A 19,350-nucleotide genomic window follows, 5' to 3' on the forward strand; every position below is an offset into this window, starting at 1 on the left:
AGGCAAGCGGATGATCGCGGGTGGGAGTGTGGCGTGACGTCAGTGCCGGGTTGTACGCCGCAGGTTGGAGGCCGGGTCCATCCTGCGGCCGTACGTGGAGCGGGGGTGGCGGATCGGAGACTGGAGGCAATTCGAGGTACTGATTCCGCACAGAGGGCTGGCATGGTTCTGCGAAACGGGCGAACGATTCTGCTGCTGACGGCCGTGCTGGCGGCGCTCACTCCGGCGACGGCGTTCGCGGCGGGGGATCCGCTGCAGCGGTACGCGCAGCAGGAACTCCGCTGGGAGCATTGCGAGATGGGCGGCTTGCCGTCGTTCGAGTGCGCGAAGGTGAAGGTGCCGCTGGACTACGGGAAGCCCGCGGGCCGGATGATCGAGATCGCGATATCGCGGGTCAAGGCGGCCAGTGCGAAGGAGCGGCACGGGGTGCTGCTGATGAACCCCGGGGGGCCGGGCAGTCAGGGGCTGACGATGCCGGTGGAGTTCGAGCCGATGCTGCCGGCGGAGGTGCGGGCGCGGTTCGACCTGGTCGGGTTCGATCCGCGCGGGGTCGGGCGGAGTTCGCCGATCGGCTGCGATCTGACGGAGGACGAGCGGAGCATCCAACATCCGTACAGCGCGGCCACGTTCGGGAAGGATGTGGAGCGGGCCCGGTCGGTGGCCGACAAGTGCTGGGCGAAGGCGGGGGACGTGCTGCCGCACATCACCACCCGCAACACGGCGCGGGACATGGACATCGTCCGGGCGGTGCTGGGCGAGCGGCGGATCTCCTACTTCGGGTACTCGTACGGGACGTACCTGGGCGCCGTCTACACGCAGATGTTCCCGCAGCGGTCGGACCGGATCGTGCTCGACAGCGCGCTCGATCCGAAGCTCGCCTGGCGGGATTCGTTCCGGGGCTGGTCGGCGGCGGCCGAACTCGCGTTCACCCGGTGGACGGAGTGGGCCGCCGAGCGTGACGCCACGTACGGGCTGGGGGCCTCGGCTGCGGAGGTGCGGAAGACGTACTGGGAGCTGGTGGAGCGTGCCGACCGGACGCCCGTTCCGACCGACGACGGGAAGGGGCTGGACGGCGCCGCGATCCGTTCGGGGTACCGCGCGTTCGTGCAGGTCGAGGCCGTCACCCCGTGGATCGTCGCGCTGAAGGCCGCGGCCGCGGGCGGGCCGGCCGTGCCGGGCGTCCCGCCGGTCGTCGTGGACGACAACATGACGGCCGTCACCTGGGCGGTGTTCTGCGGCGACACCCGGAGCTGGCCGCGCGACCCCGAGCAGTACCGCCGCGACGCGATCGCCGACCGGGCCAGGTACCCGCTGGCGGGTGATTTCGGGGCGAACGTCCAGCCGTGCGCGTTCTGGAAGTCGGCGGCCGTCGAGCCGGCGACCGTGGTCAACAACGAGGTCGACGCGCTGATCGTGCAGAACCAGTGGGACCCGCAGGCGACGCTCGCCATGGCCCAGGGCATGCGGCGGGCCCTGCACGGCTCCCGGATGGTCACGGTCGCCGGTGGCGAGGGCCACGGCGTGGTGGTGGCCGGCCCGTCCTGCGCGGACGGCGCCTTCACCCGCTACCTGACCACGGGCCGGCTGCCCGCCAAGGACGTGACCTGCACGAATCAGTGAAAGGCCGCGCGGCGCGTCGCGCGGCGGAGGGTGCGCAGGAGGGGGCCGCCGACGGTGAGGCAGAGGACGGCGGTGAGGGCGGCGCGGGGGAGGTCCCAGCCGAGGGAGGTGGTGAGGCAGTAGAGGGCGAAGCGGGTGAGGTTGGCGGGGAGGGGGTCGCCGGGGACGAAGGAGATCGAGGTGGCCAGGCCGCCGATGTAGGGCCAGCCCTGGAGGTTCATCACCACGCCGTAGCCGATGGCGGAGAGGACGCCGTAGAGAGCGAGGAGCAGGAGTTCGGGCCGGCCGCGCAGGCGGGCGGCGCCGGGGAGGAGTCCGGCGCCGAGGCAGACCCAGCCCATGGCGAGCATCTGGAACGGCAGCCAGGGTCCGACGCCGCCGGTGAGCAGGCCGGAGGCGAACATGGAGAGCGCGCCGAGGACGAAGCCGAAGCCGGGGCCGAGGGCGCGTCCGGAGAGCACCATCAGGAAGAACATCGGCTCCAGTCCCGCGGTGCCGGCCCCGAGCGGGCGCAGGGCCGCGCCGGCGGCGGCGAGGACGCCGAGCATGGCGACGGCCTTGGCGTCCAGGCCGGGTGCGCCGGTGGCGTTGCGGCCCTCGGAGAGCTGGGCGACCAGCACGGCGAGCAGCAGCGGCAGCAGCAGGGCGAACAGCCACGGCGCGTCGGTGGAGTGGCCGACCAGGTCGGAGTCGCGGGCGGCGAGCAGCGGCCAGCCGAACGCGGCGACGCCGACGGCGGAGACCAGGGCGAGCGCGACGAGCGAGCGCCGCCCGAGCGGGACGGGGCGGGCGAGTTCCCGGGAGGTCATGGCAACTCCCTGAGCGCGGCGGCGACTTCGGGGACGGTGAGGTACGGGGGGAGGATCTTCGCGGTCTGCGGGGCGAAGGTCGGGGAGGCGAGGACGACTTCGGAGGTGGGGCCGTCGGCGACGATCTCGCCCTCGGCGAGGACCGCGGTGCGGTGGGCGAGTTCGGCGGCGAGCTCGACGTCGTGGGTGGCGAGCAGGACGGTGTGGCCCTCGGTGGCGAGCGTGCGCAGGATGTCGACCAGGCGGGCCTTGGCGGCGTAGTCGAGGCCGCGGGTGGGTTCATCGAGCAGGAGCACCGGGGGGCGGGCGGCGAGCACGACGGCGAGGGCGAGGGTGAGGCGCTGGCCCTCGGAGAGGTCGCGGGGGTGGCAGTGGTCGTCGACGCCGGGGAGCAGGGTGGCCAGAACGGTCCGGCAGGTGCCGGGTTCGGCGCCGGCGTCCTGGTCGGCGGAGGCGCACTCGGCCGCGACGGTCTCGGCGTACAGCAGGTCGCGCGGGTCCTGCGGGACGAGGCCGACGGAGCGGATCAGGTCCTTCGGGCGGGCTTTGTGCGGCGTGAGGCCGTTGACCCGGACGGTGCCGGAGTCGGGGGCGTGCAGGCCGACCAGGCTGCCCAGCAGGGTGGACTTGCCGGCGCCGTTGCGTCCCATCAGCGCGGTGATCTGGCCCGGGAACAGGGCGAGTTCGACGCCGCGCAGGGCGGGGACGGGGCCGCGGGAGACCACCAGCCGGGAGACCGTGGCGATCGCGGGGGCCGACGGAGTCACCGAAGGAGCAGCGGCGGGCGCGGGCAGGCGTTCGCGCAGGGTCGCCGCGCGCCGCCGGGCGTCGCGGACGGTGAGCGGCAGCGGGCTCCAGCCGGCCAGCCGGCCGAGGTCGACCACCGGGGGCCGGACGGGGGAGCGGGCCATCAGGGTGGCGGGGTCGCCGAGTACGGGCGGCTCGCCGGGGCCGGGGAGCAGCAGGACCTGGTCGGCGTACTGGACGACGCGTTCCAGGCGGTGTTCGGAGAGCAGGACGGTGGTGCCGAGGTCGTGCACCAGCCGCTGCAGGACGGCCAGCACCTCCTCGGCGGCGCCCGGGTCGAGCGCCGAGGTGGGCTCGTCCAGGACCAGCACCTCGGGGTGGACGGTCAGCACCGAGCCGATCGCCACCCGCTGGCGCTGGCCGCCGGAGAGCGCGGAGAGCGCGCGGCCGCGCAGGTCGGCGAGGCCGAGCAGGTCGAGCGTCTCCTCGACCCGGCGGCGCATCACGGCCGGGGGAAGGCCCAACGACTCCATGCCGTAAGCGAGTTCCTCCTCGACGGTGTCGGTGACGAAGTGCCCGGCCGGGTCCTGGCCGACGGTGCCGACCACGTCGGCGAGGTCGCGCGGCCGGTGGGTGCGGGTGTCGCGGCCGGCGACGGTGACCCGGCCCTCCAGGACGCCGCCGGTGAAGTGCGGCACCAGCCCGGAGACGGTGCCCAGCAGGGTGGACTTGCCGGCGCCGGACGGGCCGACCAGCAGGCACAGTTCGCCCTCGGGAATGGTCAGGTCGACGCCGCGAAGGGCGGGTTCGGCGGCGTCGGCATACCGCACGCCGACCTGCTCGAAAGTGATCACCGGGTGCTCCGGGGCGGCTCGGGGGTGACGAAGGCGGGCAGCAGGCCGATCAGCACGGCCGCGGCGGGCAGCAGCGGCAGCCGCGGCGCGGTCGGCGGGACCACCGACGGCGTCAGGGCCTCCGGCCAGCGGCCCGCGTACCAGATCAGGGCGGCCGCGACCAGCGCGCCCGACAGAGCGGTCAGCCACTCCGGGAGCGCCCACGGATCGGGCCGGTAACGGGTTCTGACGGAACGCCGACTGCCCAGGGCCAGCCCGGCGGCGGACGCGGCGACGCCGGCCAGCAGCACGGGCAGCGCCCAGGCGTGGCTGCCCGCGGTGAGCAGCCCGTAGGTGGCGCTGCACACGCCGAGCAGCCCGGCAAGCGTCAACACCCCACCGGTGCGCACCAGTTGGCGCGGCACCCGGGCGGTGCGGCCGAAGCCGCGGGTGTCCATCGCCGCCGCCAGCGCCACCGAACGCTCCAACGCGCCCTCCAGCACCGGCAGTCCGACCGACAGCACCGCCCGCACGCCCCGGTCGGTCCGGCCGCGCAGCCGGCGCGCCGCCCGCAGCCGCCGGACGTCCGCCACCAGGTTCGGCGCGAACGTCATCGCCACCACGGCCGCCACGCCCGCCTCGTACAGCGCGCCCGGCAGCGAACGCAGCAGCCGCGACGGGGAGGCCAGCGCGTTCGCCGCGCCCACACAGGCCAGCAGCACCGCCAGCCGCAGCCCCTCGTACAGCGCGAACAGCACGCCCTCCAGGCTCACCGAACCGCCCAGCCGGACACCCTGCGCCCAGGCGGGGAGCGGAAGTTGGGGAAGCGTGAACAGGACATGGGTGCCGCCGACGGGGGAGCCCAGCAGAACCGCGAACACCACCCGGGCGGCCAGCACCAGCAGGCCGAGGCGCAGGAACGCCGCGTACGAGCGGGCCCACGGCGCGTCGCCGCGCCGGGCCGCCACGACGAAGCCCGCCACCGCCAGGATCAGCAGCAGGAGCAGCGGATTGGTGGTTCGGCTGGCCGCCGCCGCGAGGCCCAGCGACCACAGCCACCAGGCGCCCGGGTGCAGCTGCCGGGGCAGCGAACGGCTGTGCACCGCCCCCGGGTTCGCGGACCCGGGGGCGGTCGGAGCGGTGCGGCGCAGACGGTCGACGGACATCGTCAGCGGGTGCGGCGGCGACGGGCCTGCCAGACCGCGCCGGCGCCCAGCAGGACCACCGCGCCGACCCCGGCGATCACACCCACGGCCGGGCCGCCGTCGCCCTTGTCGGACGAGGCCGAACCGCCCGGACCGGCACCGGAGCCGGAGCCCGCCGCGACCTGCTCGCCGCAGCCCGCGCGCGGGTAGCCGGCGATCGCGCACAGCAGCCCGGCGGAGTCGTAGCGCAGCGGCGCGGCCACCGCGGCCAGCACCTCCGCCGAGTTCGCGGCGCTCGGCACCGAGGCGCACACCGAACGTGCCTCGGCGGGCTGTTCACCGTTCGGGGCGTCCTTCGCGGTGCCGAAGTCGAGCACCACGGCGACCCGCTTGTGGCCGCCGCTGGGCGCGGTGTTCGCGCAGATCGCGGCGAAGTCGGCGGGCGGCGACGGCCGGGGCGCGTCCTGACCGCCGTCCGGGCTGAGCACGAACCGCCAGCCGTCCACCGCGCCGTCCGCGGGCACGTTCCCGGTCGGCCCGACCTGCTGGAACGCCCAGCCGTCCGCGCCGCCCTTCCAGAACGACCAGTACCGGTAGTCCGCCGCGTGCGCGGACCCGGCGCCCGGGCCGAGCAGGGCGCCGAGGGCGCCCAGCAGAGCGAACACGGCGCCGACGGCGGCGGCAGCTCGTGGTGCACGGCAGAGGGGATGCGGGGCAGGGGCGCCGGTTACGGGGGCGGCAGGCGTGCGGCGGGCGGCGGGCCGGTGGACGGCGGCGTCGCGGCAGGCCGAGGCGCTCGGTGCCTGGTCGCCAGCGGCGGCAGTTCGCGGGGCGAGGCCAGGGCGCTGCCCGGCGGCGGTGCCGGTTGCGGGGGTGCGGCCGGTCACCGGCCCTGCTCCGGCCCGTCGCCCGACGGCTTCTCGTCCGACGGCTTCTCGTTCGACGGCTTCTCGCCCGACGGGGTGTCACCGGCCGGGGAGCCGGTGGCCGGGGAGCCCGCGGCGGCGGCGTTGCGGCGGCGGTTGAGGCTGAGCAGGATGCCCGCGCCGATGCCGACCAGCAGGCCGACGCCGATCAGCCAGCCGGCCGAGAAGCCGCTGTTCTCGTCGGGCTCGGTGATCGCCGAGCCGGGGGCGCGGGTGGCCTGCGGGTCGCCGGCGCTCGGGCCGACCTTCGGCTTGGGGCCGGAGTCGACCAGCAGCTGCACCAGGTTGGCGCCGCCGAAGTTGTACGGGTCGAGCTTGGCGGCGCTGGCGGTGAGCACCAGGGTGGCGGTGGCCGCCGGGTCGGTGCCGCTCTTGCCCTGCGCGGCCCAGGCGTAGCCGTTGCCGGCCAGCCAGTCGGCGGCGCTCCTGGCCTCGGTGGAGTGGCCGGAGGCGATCAGGCCGAGCACCGACCAGGCGGTGGAGTTGAAGTCGGCGGTGGCGGCCGCGCCGGGGGTGTCCAGCAGCAGGCGCTGCCCGCCGGCGGCGAGCTTGCCGGTCAGCCAGGCGGCGTCCGCCTCGGCGGAGTCGGCGTGCGCGACCGGGCCGTCGCCCGGGGTGTCCGGGCAGGTCAGGGTCTTCGGCGCGGCGTCCTTGCGGTCGGCGGTGGTGACCGGCAGGTGCCCGCCCGCGGAGGCCAGCAGGGCCTGCGCGGAGGCGATCGTGTTGGGGGCGGCCGGGGCGCCGGAGACCGGCTGGTAGACGAACGCGCCGCGCTGCTCGGCGGCGGTCCAGCAGCCCAGCTGGAAGGAGGCGAGCCCGTTGTAGGCGGACTGCCCGCCCGGGAGGGACGTCGTGGCCGGGTCGATGCCGGCGGCCAGCAGCGCGTTCACCGCCAGGGCGGTGGAGTTGGCGTCGCCGGGGGTGCCCGGGTTGTACGCCCAGGTGCCGTCGACGGTCTGCTTGGCGCGCAGCCAGTCGGTGCCGCGGGTGACCTGCTGCTGGTGGTCGCCGAGCACGGTGAGCGCCTGGATGGCCATCGAGGTGGCGTTGGAGTCCTCGGCGGCGGGGACGCAGGCCGCGCCCTCGGCCCGGTAGGACGGCCAGCCGCCGTCCTCGCACTGCTGGTCGAGCAGCCACTTCACGGCCGCGTCGGCGGGTACGACCCGCTCCTGGTGCAGGGCGATCAGCGCCAGCGACTGCCGCCACACGCCGTCGTACTGCGGGTCGCCCTTGCCGTACAGCCCGGCGGGCACCCCGGACGACACCGAGGGCGAACCGGACGCCGAGCCGGACGCAGAGCCCGAGGCCGAGCCGGACGGGGAGCCGGAGGCGGATGCGTCGGAAGAAGCGGAGGCGGACGGAGCTCCCGAGGCCGGGTCGGTGGGGTCGGCGAGCGCGGGCACGGCGGCGGCGCCGGCGAGCAGGGCGCCGGCCAGCGCGGCGGCGCCCAGGCGGGCAGCGGTCAGCATTTGGGGAGAAAGCCTTTCGGGAGCGGTCGCAGCGAACCCGTGGGGGCCGCCCGTAGACCCACGACGGAGGAGGGCCGCTCGTCTCCGGCCGGGCAGTCCGACTGCGTCGCGCCGGGGAACGGCGCGGCTCACGGTTGCGGGTCAGTGCCGGAATCGCACCGGCTTTCCCCGGCCTCGGAGGCGGATGTGAAGTTGTCCGGCGGTCCGGTGGGGGCCGTCCCGCGCCTCCAAGACTCTAGCCGCCGACCGGCGCGGCACCCCTGGCAGGTGGTGGAACCGGTTGCAGTTCGTCCCCGTCCGGGAACGGTGTGGCGAGGGTGAGCAGCCGGGCGGCGGTGTGCAGGTCGGCCCGGACCTCGGCCAGCGAGGCGCGGCCCGACAGCCAGGCCAGCAGGGTGGCGTGCCAGGTGTGGGCGACCACCCGCAGCGCCGCCTGCTGGCCGGCGGTCGGCGGGTCGGGGAGGCAGGCGGCCTCCAGCACGATCGCCGAGGTGACCTGGGCGACCTCGTCCACCTCGTTGCCCACCGAGCGGTCCGCGAAGGACAGCGCCCGCACCATCGCCTCGGCCAGCCGGGGTTCGCGCTGGAGGGCGTGGAAGGCGTGGGTGAGTGCCTCGGCGACCCGGGCCGCCGGGTCGGCGCCGGTCGGCGGACGCCTCCGTACCTGGTCGTGCAGCCGTTCCAGCTGCTCGCGCATCACCGCCACCAGCAGGTGCACCTTGGACGGGAAGTAGCGGTACAGGGTGCCCAGGGCGACCTGCGCGCTCTCCGCGACCTCGCGCATCTGCACCGCCTCGAAGCCGCCGCGGGCGGCCAGCGCGGTGGCGGCCCGCAGGATGCCCCGGCGGCGTTCGGCCTGGCGCGGCGTCAGTGTCCCGTCGGCGGTGGCGTTCGCGGTCACGTTCACTCCCGGGCGGGGGATCGAAGGACGGGGTGGCGTCAGGTGGTCGCGCGGCGTGGCGTGAATCACCTGCCGGGGCTCCTGACGGCAAGCTACGGCCCGGTAATCTTCGAGGTCTCTCGTTGTCCGCTTTCCCCGACGGCGAGCCTGCACCACTGTGAAACGTGATCTACTTTACCGGTCGGCGGCCGCGTCCGTCGCCGGTCCCGGTGAGTAGGGAAGAGGGGCCCCGGATGACCGCGTTGCCGCCGCCGTCGCTGCGGATCGCCCTGCTGTCGTACCGCGGCGACCCGTTCTGCGGCGGCCAGGGCGTGTACGTGCGCCACCTGTCCCGGGAGCTCGCCCGGCTCGGCCACCACGTCGACGTGATCGGCGCCCAGCCGTACCCGGTGCTCGACGAGGTCGAGGGCCCCGGCTCGGTGCGGCTGGTCGAACTGCCCAGCCTCGACCTGTACCGCGCCGACGACCCGTTCCGCACCCCCGCCGCCGACGAGTTCCGCGGCCCGGTGGACCTGCTGGAGTTCGCGGTGATGCGCACCGGCGGCTTCCCCGAGCCGCTGACCTTCTCGCTGCGCGCCCGCCAGTACCTGGCCCGGCACAAGGGCCGCTACGACGTGGTGCACGACAACCAGACCCTCGGCTACGGCCTGCTCGGCCTGGCCCGGCACGGCTTCCCGCTGGTCACCACGGTCCATCACCCGGTCACCGTGGACCGGCAGTTGGAGATCGACGCGGCCACCGGCCGGCTGGAGCGGCTCGGCAAGCGCCGCTGGTACGCCTTCACCCGGATGCAGCAGCGGGTGGCGCGCCGGCTGGAGCAGGTCATCACCGTCTCCGAGAGCTCCCGCGGCGAGATCGCCGAACACCTCGGCGCCGCCCCGCACGCCATCTCCGTCGTCCCGATCGGCGCGGACACCCGCCTGTGGTCGCCGTCCGACGCGATAGCCCGGGTGCCCGGGCGGATCGTCACCACCTCCAGCGCCGACGTCCCGCTCAAGGGCCTGGTGCACCTGGTCGAGGCGCTCGCCAAGGTCCGCACCGAACGCGACGCCCACCTGGTGGTGGTCGGCAAGCCGCAGAAGGACGACGGCCCGGTCGCCGACGCGGTGCGCCGGTTCGGCCTGGAGGACCACATCGAATTCCGCACCGGCCTGACCGACGCCGAACTCGTCGACCTGTACCGCTCCGCCGAGGCCGCCTGCGTCCCCTCGCTGTACGAGGGCTTCTCGCTGCCCGCCGCCGAGGCGATGGCCACCGCCACCCCGCTGGTCGCCACCACCGGCGGCGCCATCCCCGAGGTCGCCGGACCCGACGGCGAGACCTGCCTGGCCGTCCCGCCCGGCGACGCCGGGGCGCTCGCCGCCGCGCTCGGCCGGCTGCTCGACGACCCCGCGCTGCGCGCCCGGCTCGGCGAGGCCGGACGGGCCCGCGTGCTGGAGCGGTTCACCTGGGCCCGGGCCGCCGAACTCACCGCCGACCGCTACCGGGCCGCCATCGCCACCGGCGCGGGCGCCGCCGCCCGCTCCGGCCCAGGCTGGCGCTACGTCGGCTGACCGGGCCGCTCGGCACAACAGACCGTCAACACCCGTACCACCCCTCGTGAATGGGAGCCCCGCAGTGCTGACCGTCGACTTCTCCCGCTTCCCGCTCGCCCCAGGAGACCGGGTGCTCGACCTGGGCTGCGGCGGAGGCCGGCACGCGTTCGAGTGCTACCGGCGCGGCGCCAACGTGGTCGCCCTGGACCAGAACGGCGAGGAGATCGCCGAGGTCCGCAAGTGGTTCGCCGCCATGGAACAGGCCGGCGAGGCCCCCGCCGGGGCCAGCGCCACCGCCATGGAGGGCGACGCGCTGAACCTGCCGTTCGACGACGACACCTTCGACCGGATCATCATCTCCGAGGTGATGGAGCACATCCCCGACGACAAGGGCGTGCTCGCCGAGATGGTCCGCGTCCTCAAGCCCGGCGGACTGCTCGCCGTCACCGTGCCCCGCTACCTGCCGGAGAAGATCTGCTGGGCGCTGTCCGACGAGTACCACGAGGTCGAGGGCGGGCACATCCGCATCTACAAGGGCGACGAACTGATCGAGAAGGTCCGCGGGGCCGGCCTGGAGCCCTACGGCAACCACCACGCGCACGCCCTGCACTCCCCGTACTGGTGGATCAAGTGCGCGATGGGCGTCAACAACGACAAGGCCCTGCCGGTGCGCGCCTACCACCAGCTGCTGGTCTGGGACATCGTCGGCACCCCCGTCATCTCCACCCTCACCAAGGCCGCCGAGAAGGCCCTCAACCCGGTGCTCGGCAAGTCCTTCGTCGTCTACGCCAGCAAGCCGCACCAGCCCCGGACCGGCGCGTGACCGCCGCCGTCCCCGCGGCCCTGCTGCTGGACGGCGTCCTCGACGCCGCCCAGGCCGCCGACACAGTGCGCTCGATCCTCGCCCACCAGCAGCCCGACGGCGCGATCCCCTGGTTCCACGGCGGACACCTCGACCCCTGGGACCACACCGAGGCCGCGATGGCCCTCGACACCGCCGGCGAACACGCCGCCGCCGAAGCCGCCTACCAGTGGCTCGCCGACCGGCAGAACCCCGACGGATCCTGGTACGCCGCCTACGCCTACGGGCAGGACGGCATCGCCGACGGCACCGCCACCGACCGCGCCCGCGAGACCAACTTCTGCGCGTACATCGCCGTCGGCGCCTGGCACCACCACCTGTCCACCGGCGACGACCGCTTCCTGGAACGCATCTGGCCCGCCCTCAGCCGCGCCCTCGACCACACCGTCCGGCTCAGCCTCCCCGGCGGGGCGATCGCCTGGCGCCAGGACGAGGACGGCACCGCCGCGACGGACGCGCTGCTCACCGGCTCCTGCTCGATCCTGCACGCGCTGCGCTGCGGACTCGCCGTCGCCGACCACCTCGACCGGCCCCAGCCGGACTGGGAACTCGCCGCCGGCCGCCTCCAGCACGCCATCGCCCGCCACCCCGAGCGGTTCCTCGACAAGGACCGCTACTCGATGGACTGGTACTACCCCGTCCTCGGCACCGCGCTGCGCGGCGAGGAGGCGACGGCCCGGCTGGCCGCCGAATGGGACCGGTTCGTCGTCCCCGACCTCGGTGTCCGCTGCGTCAGCGACCGCCCCTGGGTCACCGGCGGCGAGAGCGCCGAACTCGCGCTCGCGCTGTGGGCCGCCGGACAGTCCGACCGCGCCGTCGAGATCCTCCGCTGGATTCAGCACCTGCGCCACCAGGACGGCTCCTACTGGACCGGCTACGTCTTCGAGGACGACGCGATCTGGCCCGAGGAGCGCACCACCTGGACCGCCGGCGCGCTGCTGCTCGCCGTCGCGGCCCTCGGCGGCGACCACGCGACGGTCAGCGTGTTCGGCGGGGAGCACCTGCCGGCCGGGCTGGCGGTCGGCGACTGCTGCTGAGTCGTCGGTACAGCGAAAGGTCCGCCCGGGGAGGGGAGTTCCCTCCTCGGGCGGACCTTTTGGCGTGTTCGGGGTTGCGCGGGAAGTCTTGCGCGCCCCCGTTGGGCGGGCGTCAGCCGCGCTGGATGCCCGTGGTGTCGTTCAGGACGCCGTGGGTGCCGTCGGGCAGCTGGGCGACGAGTGCCGCACCGCGCTGGTCGACTGCCAGGTACCAGGTACCGGGGACCAGCTCACCGACCGGCGGGGCCGCCGGGTTGTCCTTGTTGCCCAGCTGACGGACCGCCGGGACGGCGAACCAGAACGGGGCGAACGGCGCGGCGGCAGCCTGCGGCGGAACCTGGTCCTGGATGGCCGGCTGGACGGCGGTGGGCTGCTGCGAGGCCGGCTGCGGGGCCGGAGCGGCCGCCTGCGCGGGTGCCGGGTAGCCGTAGCCGCCGGCCGGCTGGCCGCCGAACTGCTGGGCGGGCACGGGCTGGTCGGCCTGCGGCTGCGGCTGGCCGGGGAACGGCTGCGGCTGCTGCTGCGCGCCCGGGTAGCCGTACGCGCCGGGCTGACCGGGCTGGCCGACCTGGCCGGGGGCGCCGGGCTGGCCGCCGTACGGGGGGAACGGCTGCGGGGTGGTCGGCGCCGACGGGGTGGCGGGCATCAGCGGGCCCTGCAGGGCCGGGACGAGCGGACCGGCGATCACCGCGCCCGCGAGCACCAGGGTGGAGAGCAGGGACAGGTAGGCGCCCGCCCCGTTGCTGTAGAGGTCCGGGCAGCCGATCAGCGTCCACAGGCAGCCCCAGAACGAGAGCACGGCCAGCGCCGTACCCCACTGGTCCAGCCGCAGACCGGCGACCTGCTTGGTGCCCCAGTTCTCCTTCTGCAACCGGAACAGCAGGATCAGCACCGCGCCGACCAGGCCGGTCAGCACCACCGACGGCAGCAGCGGGAACAGGCCCGAGGCCCAGGCGTTCGATGACAAGCTGGCCGTCTTGGCCGTACAGCCCAGGCCGGAGCAGTCGAACTTCCGGAAGGGCAGGAAGGACGAAATCAGGAGCAGTACCGCCGCACCGGCGACGGCGGCGTCTCCCCTGGTGAGAGCGCGCAGATTCACTGACGTTCCCCTCATTGGTGTAGTCGTGGTCGGCGGGCGGTGACCGAGCCCCCGGAGTACCGGAGCGGTACAACGGGGCAAAAGCCTAGGGCCAACGCGACGCCGTGTGCACAGCGCCCTCCGGATCCGGCACGAACCGGACAGGTCGGACGGGCGTCCCGCACGGGGACAGGACAGGGACGGAACGGACGGTCTGGTTGGCGGCTCACCCCGTGAGATAGCTGGTCAGAGCGTCGGCGACGGCCTGGGCGGCGCGCTGGCGCCACTCCGGGTCGGACATCCGCTTCGCGTCGCCGGTGTTGCGCATGTTGCCACACTCGATGAACACCTTCGGGACCTTCGACAGGTTGAGTCCGCCCAGGTCGCTGCGGGTGTCCAGGCCCTGCTGGCCGATGTAACCGGCCGTCGGCTCGCCGGTACCGGTCTTGAACGTGTCGCGCAGCAGCACGCCGAGCCGGTGCGACGGGTCGACGACCGCGGCGGTGTCGGCCGGGCCGGCCACCACCCTGCCGGGCATGATCACGTGGAAGCCGCTGCCCGACGCCGGCGCGCCGTCCGCGTGGATCGAGACCGCGGCGTCCGCCTTGGCCTCGTTGCCGATCCGGGCCCGCTCGTCGATGCACGGACCCCACGGACGGTCACCGTCCTGGGTGAGCACCACGGCCGCGCCCCGGTCCTGGAGGATCTGCCGGGCCCGGTGCACCACGTCCAGGGTGAACTCGGCCTCCGAGTAGCCCGCGTCGGTGGAGGTGCCGGTGGTGTCGCACTCCTTGCGGCCGTTGCCGATGTCCACCTGGCGGTTGATCTCGGTGGTGTGCTTGCCGTTGCCGGTGTTGTGGCCCGGGTCGAGCAGCACCGTCTTCCCCGCCAGCGGGCGGTTCCCGGCGTCCGAGGCCTGGGCCGACGGCGAGGCCGGCGCGGCCGGGCCGGTGGACGCACTGCCGTTCGGGGCGGGGGAGTCCGTCGGGTCGGCGCCGTCCACCCGGTCGCCCTCCGCGTAGCGCGGTGAGGCAGCCGGGTGCGAGGTGACGTCCCGCGAGCTGTTCGCGACCGCCTGCCAGCCCAGCCAGCCGATCAGACACACCGGCAGCACCACGCTCGCCAGCTTCACGGCCGGGCGCCAGCGCGCGGTGCGCCGCTCGGGGTCGCCGTCGTCGGGGTAGGAATCGGGCTCGACGGGGGGTGGGGTGGTACGGCCGGTCAATGGTTCCTCAGATCCTGTCCCAGGTACGCGCCGTCAGACCGTAGGTGTCGGCGATCGGCTTCCACTTCGCCACGAAGTCCTTCTTGGACTGGGTGGCCTGCGGGTTGAGGTCGTTGGCACGGGTCAGATCGGCCGTGCTGGGCGCCGTGTTGTTGGCGCAGCCCTGGCTGGAGACGGTGCGCGCCCACGCCGCGTACGCCCGGTCGATGTCCCCGGACGCCTGCCAGGCGTCCTTCAGCTTCGCCGCCGCGTCGGCCCCGCCGGGCAGATTGTCGGTGTGCAACTGGGCCAGCTCGGCGATCAGTTGGTCACGCTGCTGGGCGCCGGTGTCGAACACCTTCGCGGCGTTGTCGATCTCCGTCTTCGGCGGGCAGCTGCGCACCTTCGCCACCGCGTTGCCGATCGGCGCCTTCGCGTTCTCGCCCTTCGTCAGCAGCGCGTCCAGCGCCTTCGCCTCGGTCGCCGCGTCCGGACCGGCCGAGGCCGAGGCCGAGCCCGACGGGGACGGGCCGGCGGTGTTCGGCGCGGAGGCCGACGGCGAGGCGCCGCCCGTGCCGCCCTGCGACGGATCGTGCGTCGGGGCCGAGTTGCCGCCCTTCGACTCGGACGAGGTGCCGCTGTCGCTGTTCTTCACCGCCCACACCACGCCGACGCCGATCACCAGCAGCAGCGCCACCGCCGCGCCGATCAGCACCGGGGTGCGCCGCCGCCGCGGGTCCTCCTCGTAGTCGAAGTCGGGCTCCTGGCCGCCGTACCCGCCGTTCGCGAACTGCGGCTGGCCACCGAAGCCGGACTGACCGCCGAAGGTCTGCTGCCCGCCGTACGAGGGCTGCGGGGTGCCGAACTGCTGCTGGGCGAACGGCGGTTGCTCGAACTGCTGCTGACCGCCGAAGGACTGGCCCTGGGGCGGGAACTGCTGGCCGCCGAAGCCGGGCTGGTCGCCGAAGGTCTGCTGCCCACCGAAGGTCTGCGGCGGGGGCTGCGGCCCGGGCGGGGGCGGCGGGGTGCCGAACTGCTGCTGGGCGAACGGCGGTTGCTCGAACTGCTGCTGACCACCGAACGTCTGGCCCTGCGGTGGCGGCTGCGGCGGCGGGAACTGCTGCCCGCCGAAGGTCTGCTGCGGGAGCTGCGGTGGCTGCGGGACGGGCGGCGCGGCGGGCGGCTGCTGGGCGGTCGGCGGCGCGGGGGCGGCCGGCTGCTGCGTGCGGGGCGGCGGTGTCGCCGGGCCGGGGGCCGCGGCGGTGCGCGGCGCCTCGGGCTGCGGCGGCTGGGGGACGACGGGGGCAACGGGGGCAACGGGGGTGACCGGAGGGACCGGGGCGGCGGGTGCGACGGGTCCGGGCGCGATCTTCGGGAGCGGGATCGCCGTGGTGGGCGGACCGGCGGCCGCCGGGTCCTCCGCCATCGGCCGGCGGACCCAGCCGCCCGCGCCGTTGTTCGCGGTCGGATCCCACACCGCTCGCGCGGCCTTGCCCTGCTCCGTCATGCCGTGTCCTCGCCCCCGCCTACTGACCCGCCGATGGCTCTGCCGCCGTACGACCCGCGCCCCGCACCGGCCGTCCGTGGTCCGCCGCCCCGACACCGTACCGGCCGTCGGCGGTGCGGGTCACGGCGGTCCCGCAACAACGCGCCGTGGTGTGGACGACGCCGCGGCGGCCGTGATCGTTCCCGGTCACGGCCGGAAAATCGGCGAATCGCGGGTCGGTCGCGGTGCGTCAGGACGTCGCGCGGCGCAGCACCCGCAGCGAGCCCGTCACCGAGATCTCCTCGAATCCCTCGTCCAGCGCCCGCAGGTACACCCGGTACGGGGCCTGGCCGCCGTCCGCCGGGTCGGGGAAGACGTCGTGCACCACCAGCAGGCCGTCCTTGGCGAGGTGCGGGGCCCAGCCCAGGTAGTCGCCGGTGGCGTGCTCGTCGGTGTGCCCGCCGTCGATGAACACCAGCGACAGCCGGCCCTGCCAGACCGCCGCGATCTGCGGGGAGCGGCCGACCAGCGCGACCACGTGCGGTTCGAGGCCTGCGGCGTGCAGGGTGCGGCGGAAGCGCGGCAGGGTGTCCATCAGGCCGACCTCCGGGTCGACCAGCGTCGGGTCGTGGTACTCCCAGCCGGGCTGCTGCTCCTCGGACCCGCGGTGGTGGTCGACGGTGAGGGCGACCGTGCCGGTGCGGCGGGCGGCGTCGGCCAGCAGGATCGCCGAGCGTCCGCAGTAGGTGCCGATCTCCAGCACCGGCAGCCCGGTGCGTCCGGCGGCGTCGAGTGCGGCGGCGTACAGCGCCAGGCCCTCGTCCTCGGGCATGAAGCCGGTGGCGGCGCGGAACGCGGCGAGCACCTGCGGGTCGGGCGTGGCCGGGGCCGCGGGGTCGAGGTCGGTCATCGGGCGCTCCTGCCGGGCTGGTGGGGGACTGACCAGGACCCTACTGGATGGTAGGAACGCCCGTTCGCGGGCCGACCGGTCAGAGCAGGTCGACGGCGATCCGCTCGCGGCGGGCGGCGAGCTCGGCCTCGATCAGGGCGGCCCGGCCGGAGTCCAGCACCACGGGGTGCCGGTGCTGCTCGGGCTTGGCGGCCGTGAGCATCCGCAGCCGCAGGTAGGTCGGCGGGTGCGTGCTGTCCACGGCCTCGGCCAGCCTGGCGGCCGCGCGCACGCGGCGCTCGGTCTCCAGCGCGGGACGGTGCGGACGGCCTCGGCCAGCGACTGCCACAGGTCGGGGGTGGCGTCCCGGCCGCTGCCGGTCCGCCGCGGAGGCACGGTGCGCTGACGGTTCAGCACCGTCTCGAAGGTCTGCCGGTGCAGCAACGCGGTCAGCGCGCCCCGGGTGTCGGCGACCGAGGTCAGCCGGACGGCCAGCAGGTCGGCCCGGTACTCGGCGGCCTGTCCGGCGCGCATCCACAGCCGGTTCATCAGCAGCGTCAGCCCGTGCACCGCCCGGTTGAGCACCCACAGGACCCGGTTCGCGACCAGTTCGGCGAGCACCACCAGCACGCCGATCAGGCCTCGCTGGGTCCGGGTCGGGCTCGGCACGGTCATCCGGTACCACTCGACCAGGGCGCCCAGCGCCGAGCCGTTCCACAGGCCGCGCCGACGGTCGCCGTTGACGCAGCGTCCGATCTCGTGGGCGAGCACCGCGACCCGCTGCTGCGGGGCGAGCGCCGTCCACAGCGGCAGGCCGATCGTCAACTGCCGGTGGCGGCGCAGCCCGAGCACGGCGAACGAGGCGTTCCACTCGCCGTCGACCGCGATCGAGTCGACCTTCGGCGCGCCCAGTTCCTCGGAGATCCGGTCGACCAGCGCGTACAGGGCGGGCGCGGCGGTGCGGTCCAGCACCCCGTCGCGGGCCGGGCGGCCCAGCCGGGGGCGCAGTTGGAAGGCGACGGCCAGCGCGATCACCCCGAGCAGTCGGCCCGGCCAGCCCGGCAGCAGCAGCCCGGTGAGCAGGCCGAGCCCGAGCAGCAGCACCGTCAGCGAGACCAGGTGCACCACCCCGGCCAGCACGAACGCCGCCGTCGTCGAGCCGTCCCGCAGGTCGGAGCCGCCCGCGGACACCAGATTGAACACCTGCTCGGAGCGCTCCCTGACGTCCCGCCGGGCGGCTTCCCTGCGGCGCTCGGCCCGCTCCGCCGCGCGCTGCTGACGTGGCGTCCGGTTCGTGGGGGCCGGCTCGGGCGGCAGCAGGTTCCACTCGCAGCTCGGGCACCAGGTCGGGAAGCGCTCGTTGACGGCGAGCGCGGACCGGCAGTCGGGGCAGCGCTCGGCGGATCCGGCGGCGGCGGATCCGGCGGCGGGTCTGTCGGCGAGGGCGTCGGTGGTGGACATGGCGGCGGATCATGCCATGGGCGGGAGGCGGCGGGAAAGCGGTTTCCGGCCTGGTGGCCGTTGGTGGGCTGCCGCGCGGGGAGGTCGATGCGCTATACAGAGGGCGGCCCGTAGTGGAACGTGTTCCACCCCCTCGTCCGCCCTTCGCCGCCGCCGGGTCGTCACCCGTGCGCGGTGGCCCTCACCCCAGGAGCAGCCCGTGCGCGCAGCGATCCTGCACAAGACCGGACAGGACACCCTGGACGTCCGTGACGACGTCGAAGCGGTCGGCTTCGGACCGGGCATGGTCCGGGTCCGGCTGCACGCCGCCAGCCTCTGCCACTCCGACCTGTCCGCGATGTCCGGCGTGCTGCCGCAGCCCGCGCCGTTCGTGCCGGGCCACGAGGGCGCCGGCGAGGTGGTCGAGGTCGGCGAGGGCGTGACGCGGCTCGCGCCCGGCGACCGGGTGGTGCTGTGCTGGATGCCGCCCTGCGGGGACTGCCCCGCCTGCCGGAGCGGCCGGAGCCACCTGTGCGTGGCCTCGCTCCGCCGGCTCTCCACCCCGACGTTCCGGATCGGCGGCGACACCGACGCGTACGGCTTCTACAGCACCGGCACCTTCGCCGAGGAACTGGTGGTCGCCGCCGACACCCTGCTGCCGGTGCCCGCCGACCTGCCGTACGACCTGGCCGCGCTGATCGGCTGCGGCGTCACCACCGGACTCGGCGCCGCCGTCAACACCGCGCGGGTGGAGCCCGGTTCGGCCGTCGCCGTGATCGGCGCGGGCGGGGTCGGCATCGCCGCCGTCCAGGGCGCCCGGATCTGCGGCGCCGCCCGGATCACCGTGGTCGACCCGGTGGCCTCCCGCCGCGAGCGGGCACTCGGCTTCGGCGCCACCGAGGCGATCGCCCCCGAGGACCTCAAGTCCGCCGCCCGCGGCGTCCCCGGCGGCGGCTTCGACTACGTCTTCGAGGCCGTCGGCCGCTCCGAGACCGTCCGGGCCGGCTACGACGCCGCCCGGCGCGGCGGCGCGGTGGTGGTGATCGGCGCGGGCGCGGCGGACGACCGGGTCTCCTTCAGCCTGGGCGAACTGTTCTTCAACGAGAAGCGCCTGCTGCCGTCCATGTACGGCGGCGGCGACGTCCGCCGCACCGCGGACCGGGCGATCGACCTGTGGCGGGCCGGCCGGCTCGACCTGGCCGGAATGATCACCCACCGGCTGCCGCTCACCGAGGTCAACGAGGCGATCCGGCAGATGCGCAGCGGCGAGGCACTGCGGACGGTGCTCACGGTCGACTGACGGCCTTCGGCTTTCGAACGGCCGACGCCCCCGGCTCGTCAGGACGGTGACGGGCCGGGGGCGTCGGCG

The 19,350-nt window shown here is 74.9% G+C and carries 16 protein-coding genes; 5 read left to right on the top strand and 11 right to left on the bottom strand.

Going from position 1 to position 19,350, the window contains the following annotated elements; translation table 11 throughout:
* Window positions 1–162 precede the first annotated feature (162 nt).
* Window positions 163–1,620: an alpha/beta hydrolase gene (locus ACFYS8_RS22465; RefSeq protein ID WP_387643331.1), complete on the top strand. Its 1,458-nt coding sequence runs from the start codon at window positions 163–165 to the stop codon at window positions 1,618–1,620.
* Here the strand turns inward: ACFYS8_RS22465 and ACFYS8_RS22470 are convergent.
* The 6 genes from ACFYS8_RS22470 to ACFYS8_RS22495 form a co-directional block, all read right to left on the bottom strand.
* Window positions 1,614–2,429 (bottom strand): ECF transporter S component, encoded by an 816-nt coding sequence (locus tag ACFYS8_RS22470; protein WP_387643333.1) that lies wholly within the window; start codon window positions 2,427–2,429, stop codon window positions 1,614–1,616. The two genes, ACFYS8_RS22465 and ACFYS8_RS22470, sit on opposite strands and share 7 nt — an antisense overlap.
* Window positions 2,426–4,030: an ABC transporter ATP-binding protein gene (locus ACFYS8_RS22475; RefSeq protein ID WP_387643335.1), complete on the bottom strand. Its 1,605-nt coding sequence runs from the start codon at window positions 4,028–4,030 to the stop codon at window positions 2,426–2,428. The genes ACFYS8_RS22470 and ACFYS8_RS22475 overlap by 4 nt, the downstream gene beginning before the upstream one ends.
* Entirely contained in the window at window positions 4,027–5,175 is a 1,149-nt protein-coding gene (locus tag ACFYS8_RS22480; RefSeq protein WP_387643336.1) for an energy-coupling factor transporter transmembrane component T, read from the bottom strand. The genes ACFYS8_RS22475 and ACFYS8_RS22480 overlap by 4 nt, the downstream gene beginning before the upstream one ends.
* A gap of 2 nt (window positions 5,176–5,177) precedes the next feature.
* Window positions 5,178–5,819 (bottom strand): SCO2322 family protein, encoded by a 642-nt coding sequence (locus ACFYS8_RS22485; RefSeq protein ID WP_387643338.1) that lies wholly within the window; start codon window positions 5,817–5,819, stop codon window positions 5,178–5,180.
* A 218-nt stretch (window positions 5,820–6,037) separates the two neighbouring features.
* Window positions 6,038–7,549, bottom strand: coding sequence for a prenyltransferase/squalene oxidase repeat-containing protein (locus tag ACFYS8_RS22490; protein ID WP_387643340.1), 1,512 nt, complete (start codon window positions 7,547–7,549; stop codon window positions 6,038–6,040).
* Between the two features lie 235 nt (window positions 7,550–7,784).
* Window positions 7,785–8,450 carry a TetR family transcriptional regulator gene (locus ACFYS8_RS22495; RefSeq protein WP_387643342.1) on the bottom strand — a complete coding sequence of 222 codons (666 nt, stop codon included), beginning with the start codon at window positions 8,448–8,450 and terminating at the stop codon, window positions 7,785–7,787.
* Between the two features lie 233 nt (window positions 8,451–8,683).
* Between ACFYS8_RS22495 and ACFYS8_RS22500 the strand changes: the two genes are divergently transcribed.
* The 3 genes from ACFYS8_RS22500 to ACFYS8_RS22510 all read left to right on the top strand — a co-directional run bounded on the left by ACFYS8_RS22500 (window position 8,684) and on the right by ACFYS8_RS22510 (window position 11,884).
* Window positions 8,684–10,003, top strand: coding sequence for a glycosyltransferase family 4 protein (locus tag ACFYS8_RS22500; RefSeq protein ID WP_387643343.1), 1,320 nt, complete (start codon window positions 8,684–8,686; stop codon window positions 10,001–10,003).
* Between the two features lie 64 nt (window positions 10,004–10,067).
* The gene (locus ACFYS8_RS22505; RefSeq protein WP_387643345.1) at window positions 10,068–10,808 is read left to right on the top strand and encodes a class I SAM-dependent methyltransferase; all 741 of its coding nucleotides are present in this window, start codon (window positions 10,068–10,070) and stop codon (window positions 10,806–10,808) included.
* A complete protein-coding gene (locus ACFYS8_RS22510) occupies window positions 10,805–11,884 on the top strand; it encodes a prenyltransferase (protein ID WP_387643347.1) in 1,080 nt (359 codons plus the stop codon). Before ACFYS8_RS22505 ends, ACFYS8_RS22510 begins: the two co-directional genes overlap by 4 nt.
* Window positions 11,885–11,996: 112 nt before the next feature.
* Here ACFYS8_RS22510 and ACFYS8_RS22515 read toward each other — a convergent pair whose 3' ends face one another.
* The 5 genes from ACFYS8_RS22515 to ACFYS8_RS22535 form a co-directional block, all read right to left on the bottom strand.
* Complete coding sequence (locus tag ACFYS8_RS22515) at window positions 11,997–12,983, bottom strand: hypothetical protein (RefSeq protein ID WP_387643349.1); 987 nt, start codon at window positions 12,981–12,983, stop codon at window positions 11,997–11,999.
* A gap of 205 nt (window positions 12,984–13,188) precedes the next feature.
* Window positions 13,189–14,187 carry an N-acetylmuramoyl-L-alanine amidase gene (locus ACFYS8_RS22520; protein ID WP_387643350.1) on the bottom strand — a complete coding sequence of 333 codons (999 nt, stop codon included), beginning with the start codon at window positions 14,185–14,187 and terminating at the stop codon, window positions 13,189–13,191.
* 7 nt (window positions 14,188–14,194) lie between these two features.
* Window positions 14,195–15,673, bottom strand: a complete 1,479-nt coding sequence (locus ACFYS8_RS22525) for a hypothetical protein (RefSeq protein WP_387643352.1) — start codon at window positions 15,671–15,673, stop codon at window positions 14,195–14,197.
* Between the two features lie 229 nt (window positions 15,674–15,902).
* Window positions 15,903–16,562, bottom strand: a complete 660-nt coding sequence (locus ACFYS8_RS22530; RefSeq protein WP_387643354.1) for a class I SAM-dependent methyltransferase — start codon at window positions 16,560–16,562, stop codon at window positions 15,903–15,905.
* Window positions 16,563–16,694: 132 nt separating this feature from the next.
* Complete coding sequence (locus tag ACFYS8_RS22535) at window positions 16,695–18,002, bottom strand: M48 family metalloprotease (protein WP_387643356.1); 1,308 nt, start codon at window positions 18,000–18,002, stop codon at window positions 16,695–16,697.
* Window positions 18,003–18,201: 199 nt separating this feature from the next.
* Here ACFYS8_RS22535 and ACFYS8_RS22540 point away from each other — a divergent pair, with 199 nt between their 5' ends.
* A complete protein-coding gene (locus tag ACFYS8_RS22540; protein ID WP_387643358.1) occupies window positions 18,202–19,281 on the top strand; it encodes an alcohol dehydrogenase catalytic domain-containing protein in 1,080 nt (359 codons plus the stop codon).
* Window positions 19,282–19,350: the final 69 nt, after the last annotated feature.

This window comes from Kitasatospora sp. NPDC004615 (assembly GCF_042873545.1).
In the GTDB taxonomy this organism is placed as follows: Bacteria; Actinomycetota; Actinomycetes; order Streptomycetales; family Streptomycetaceae; genus Kitasatospora.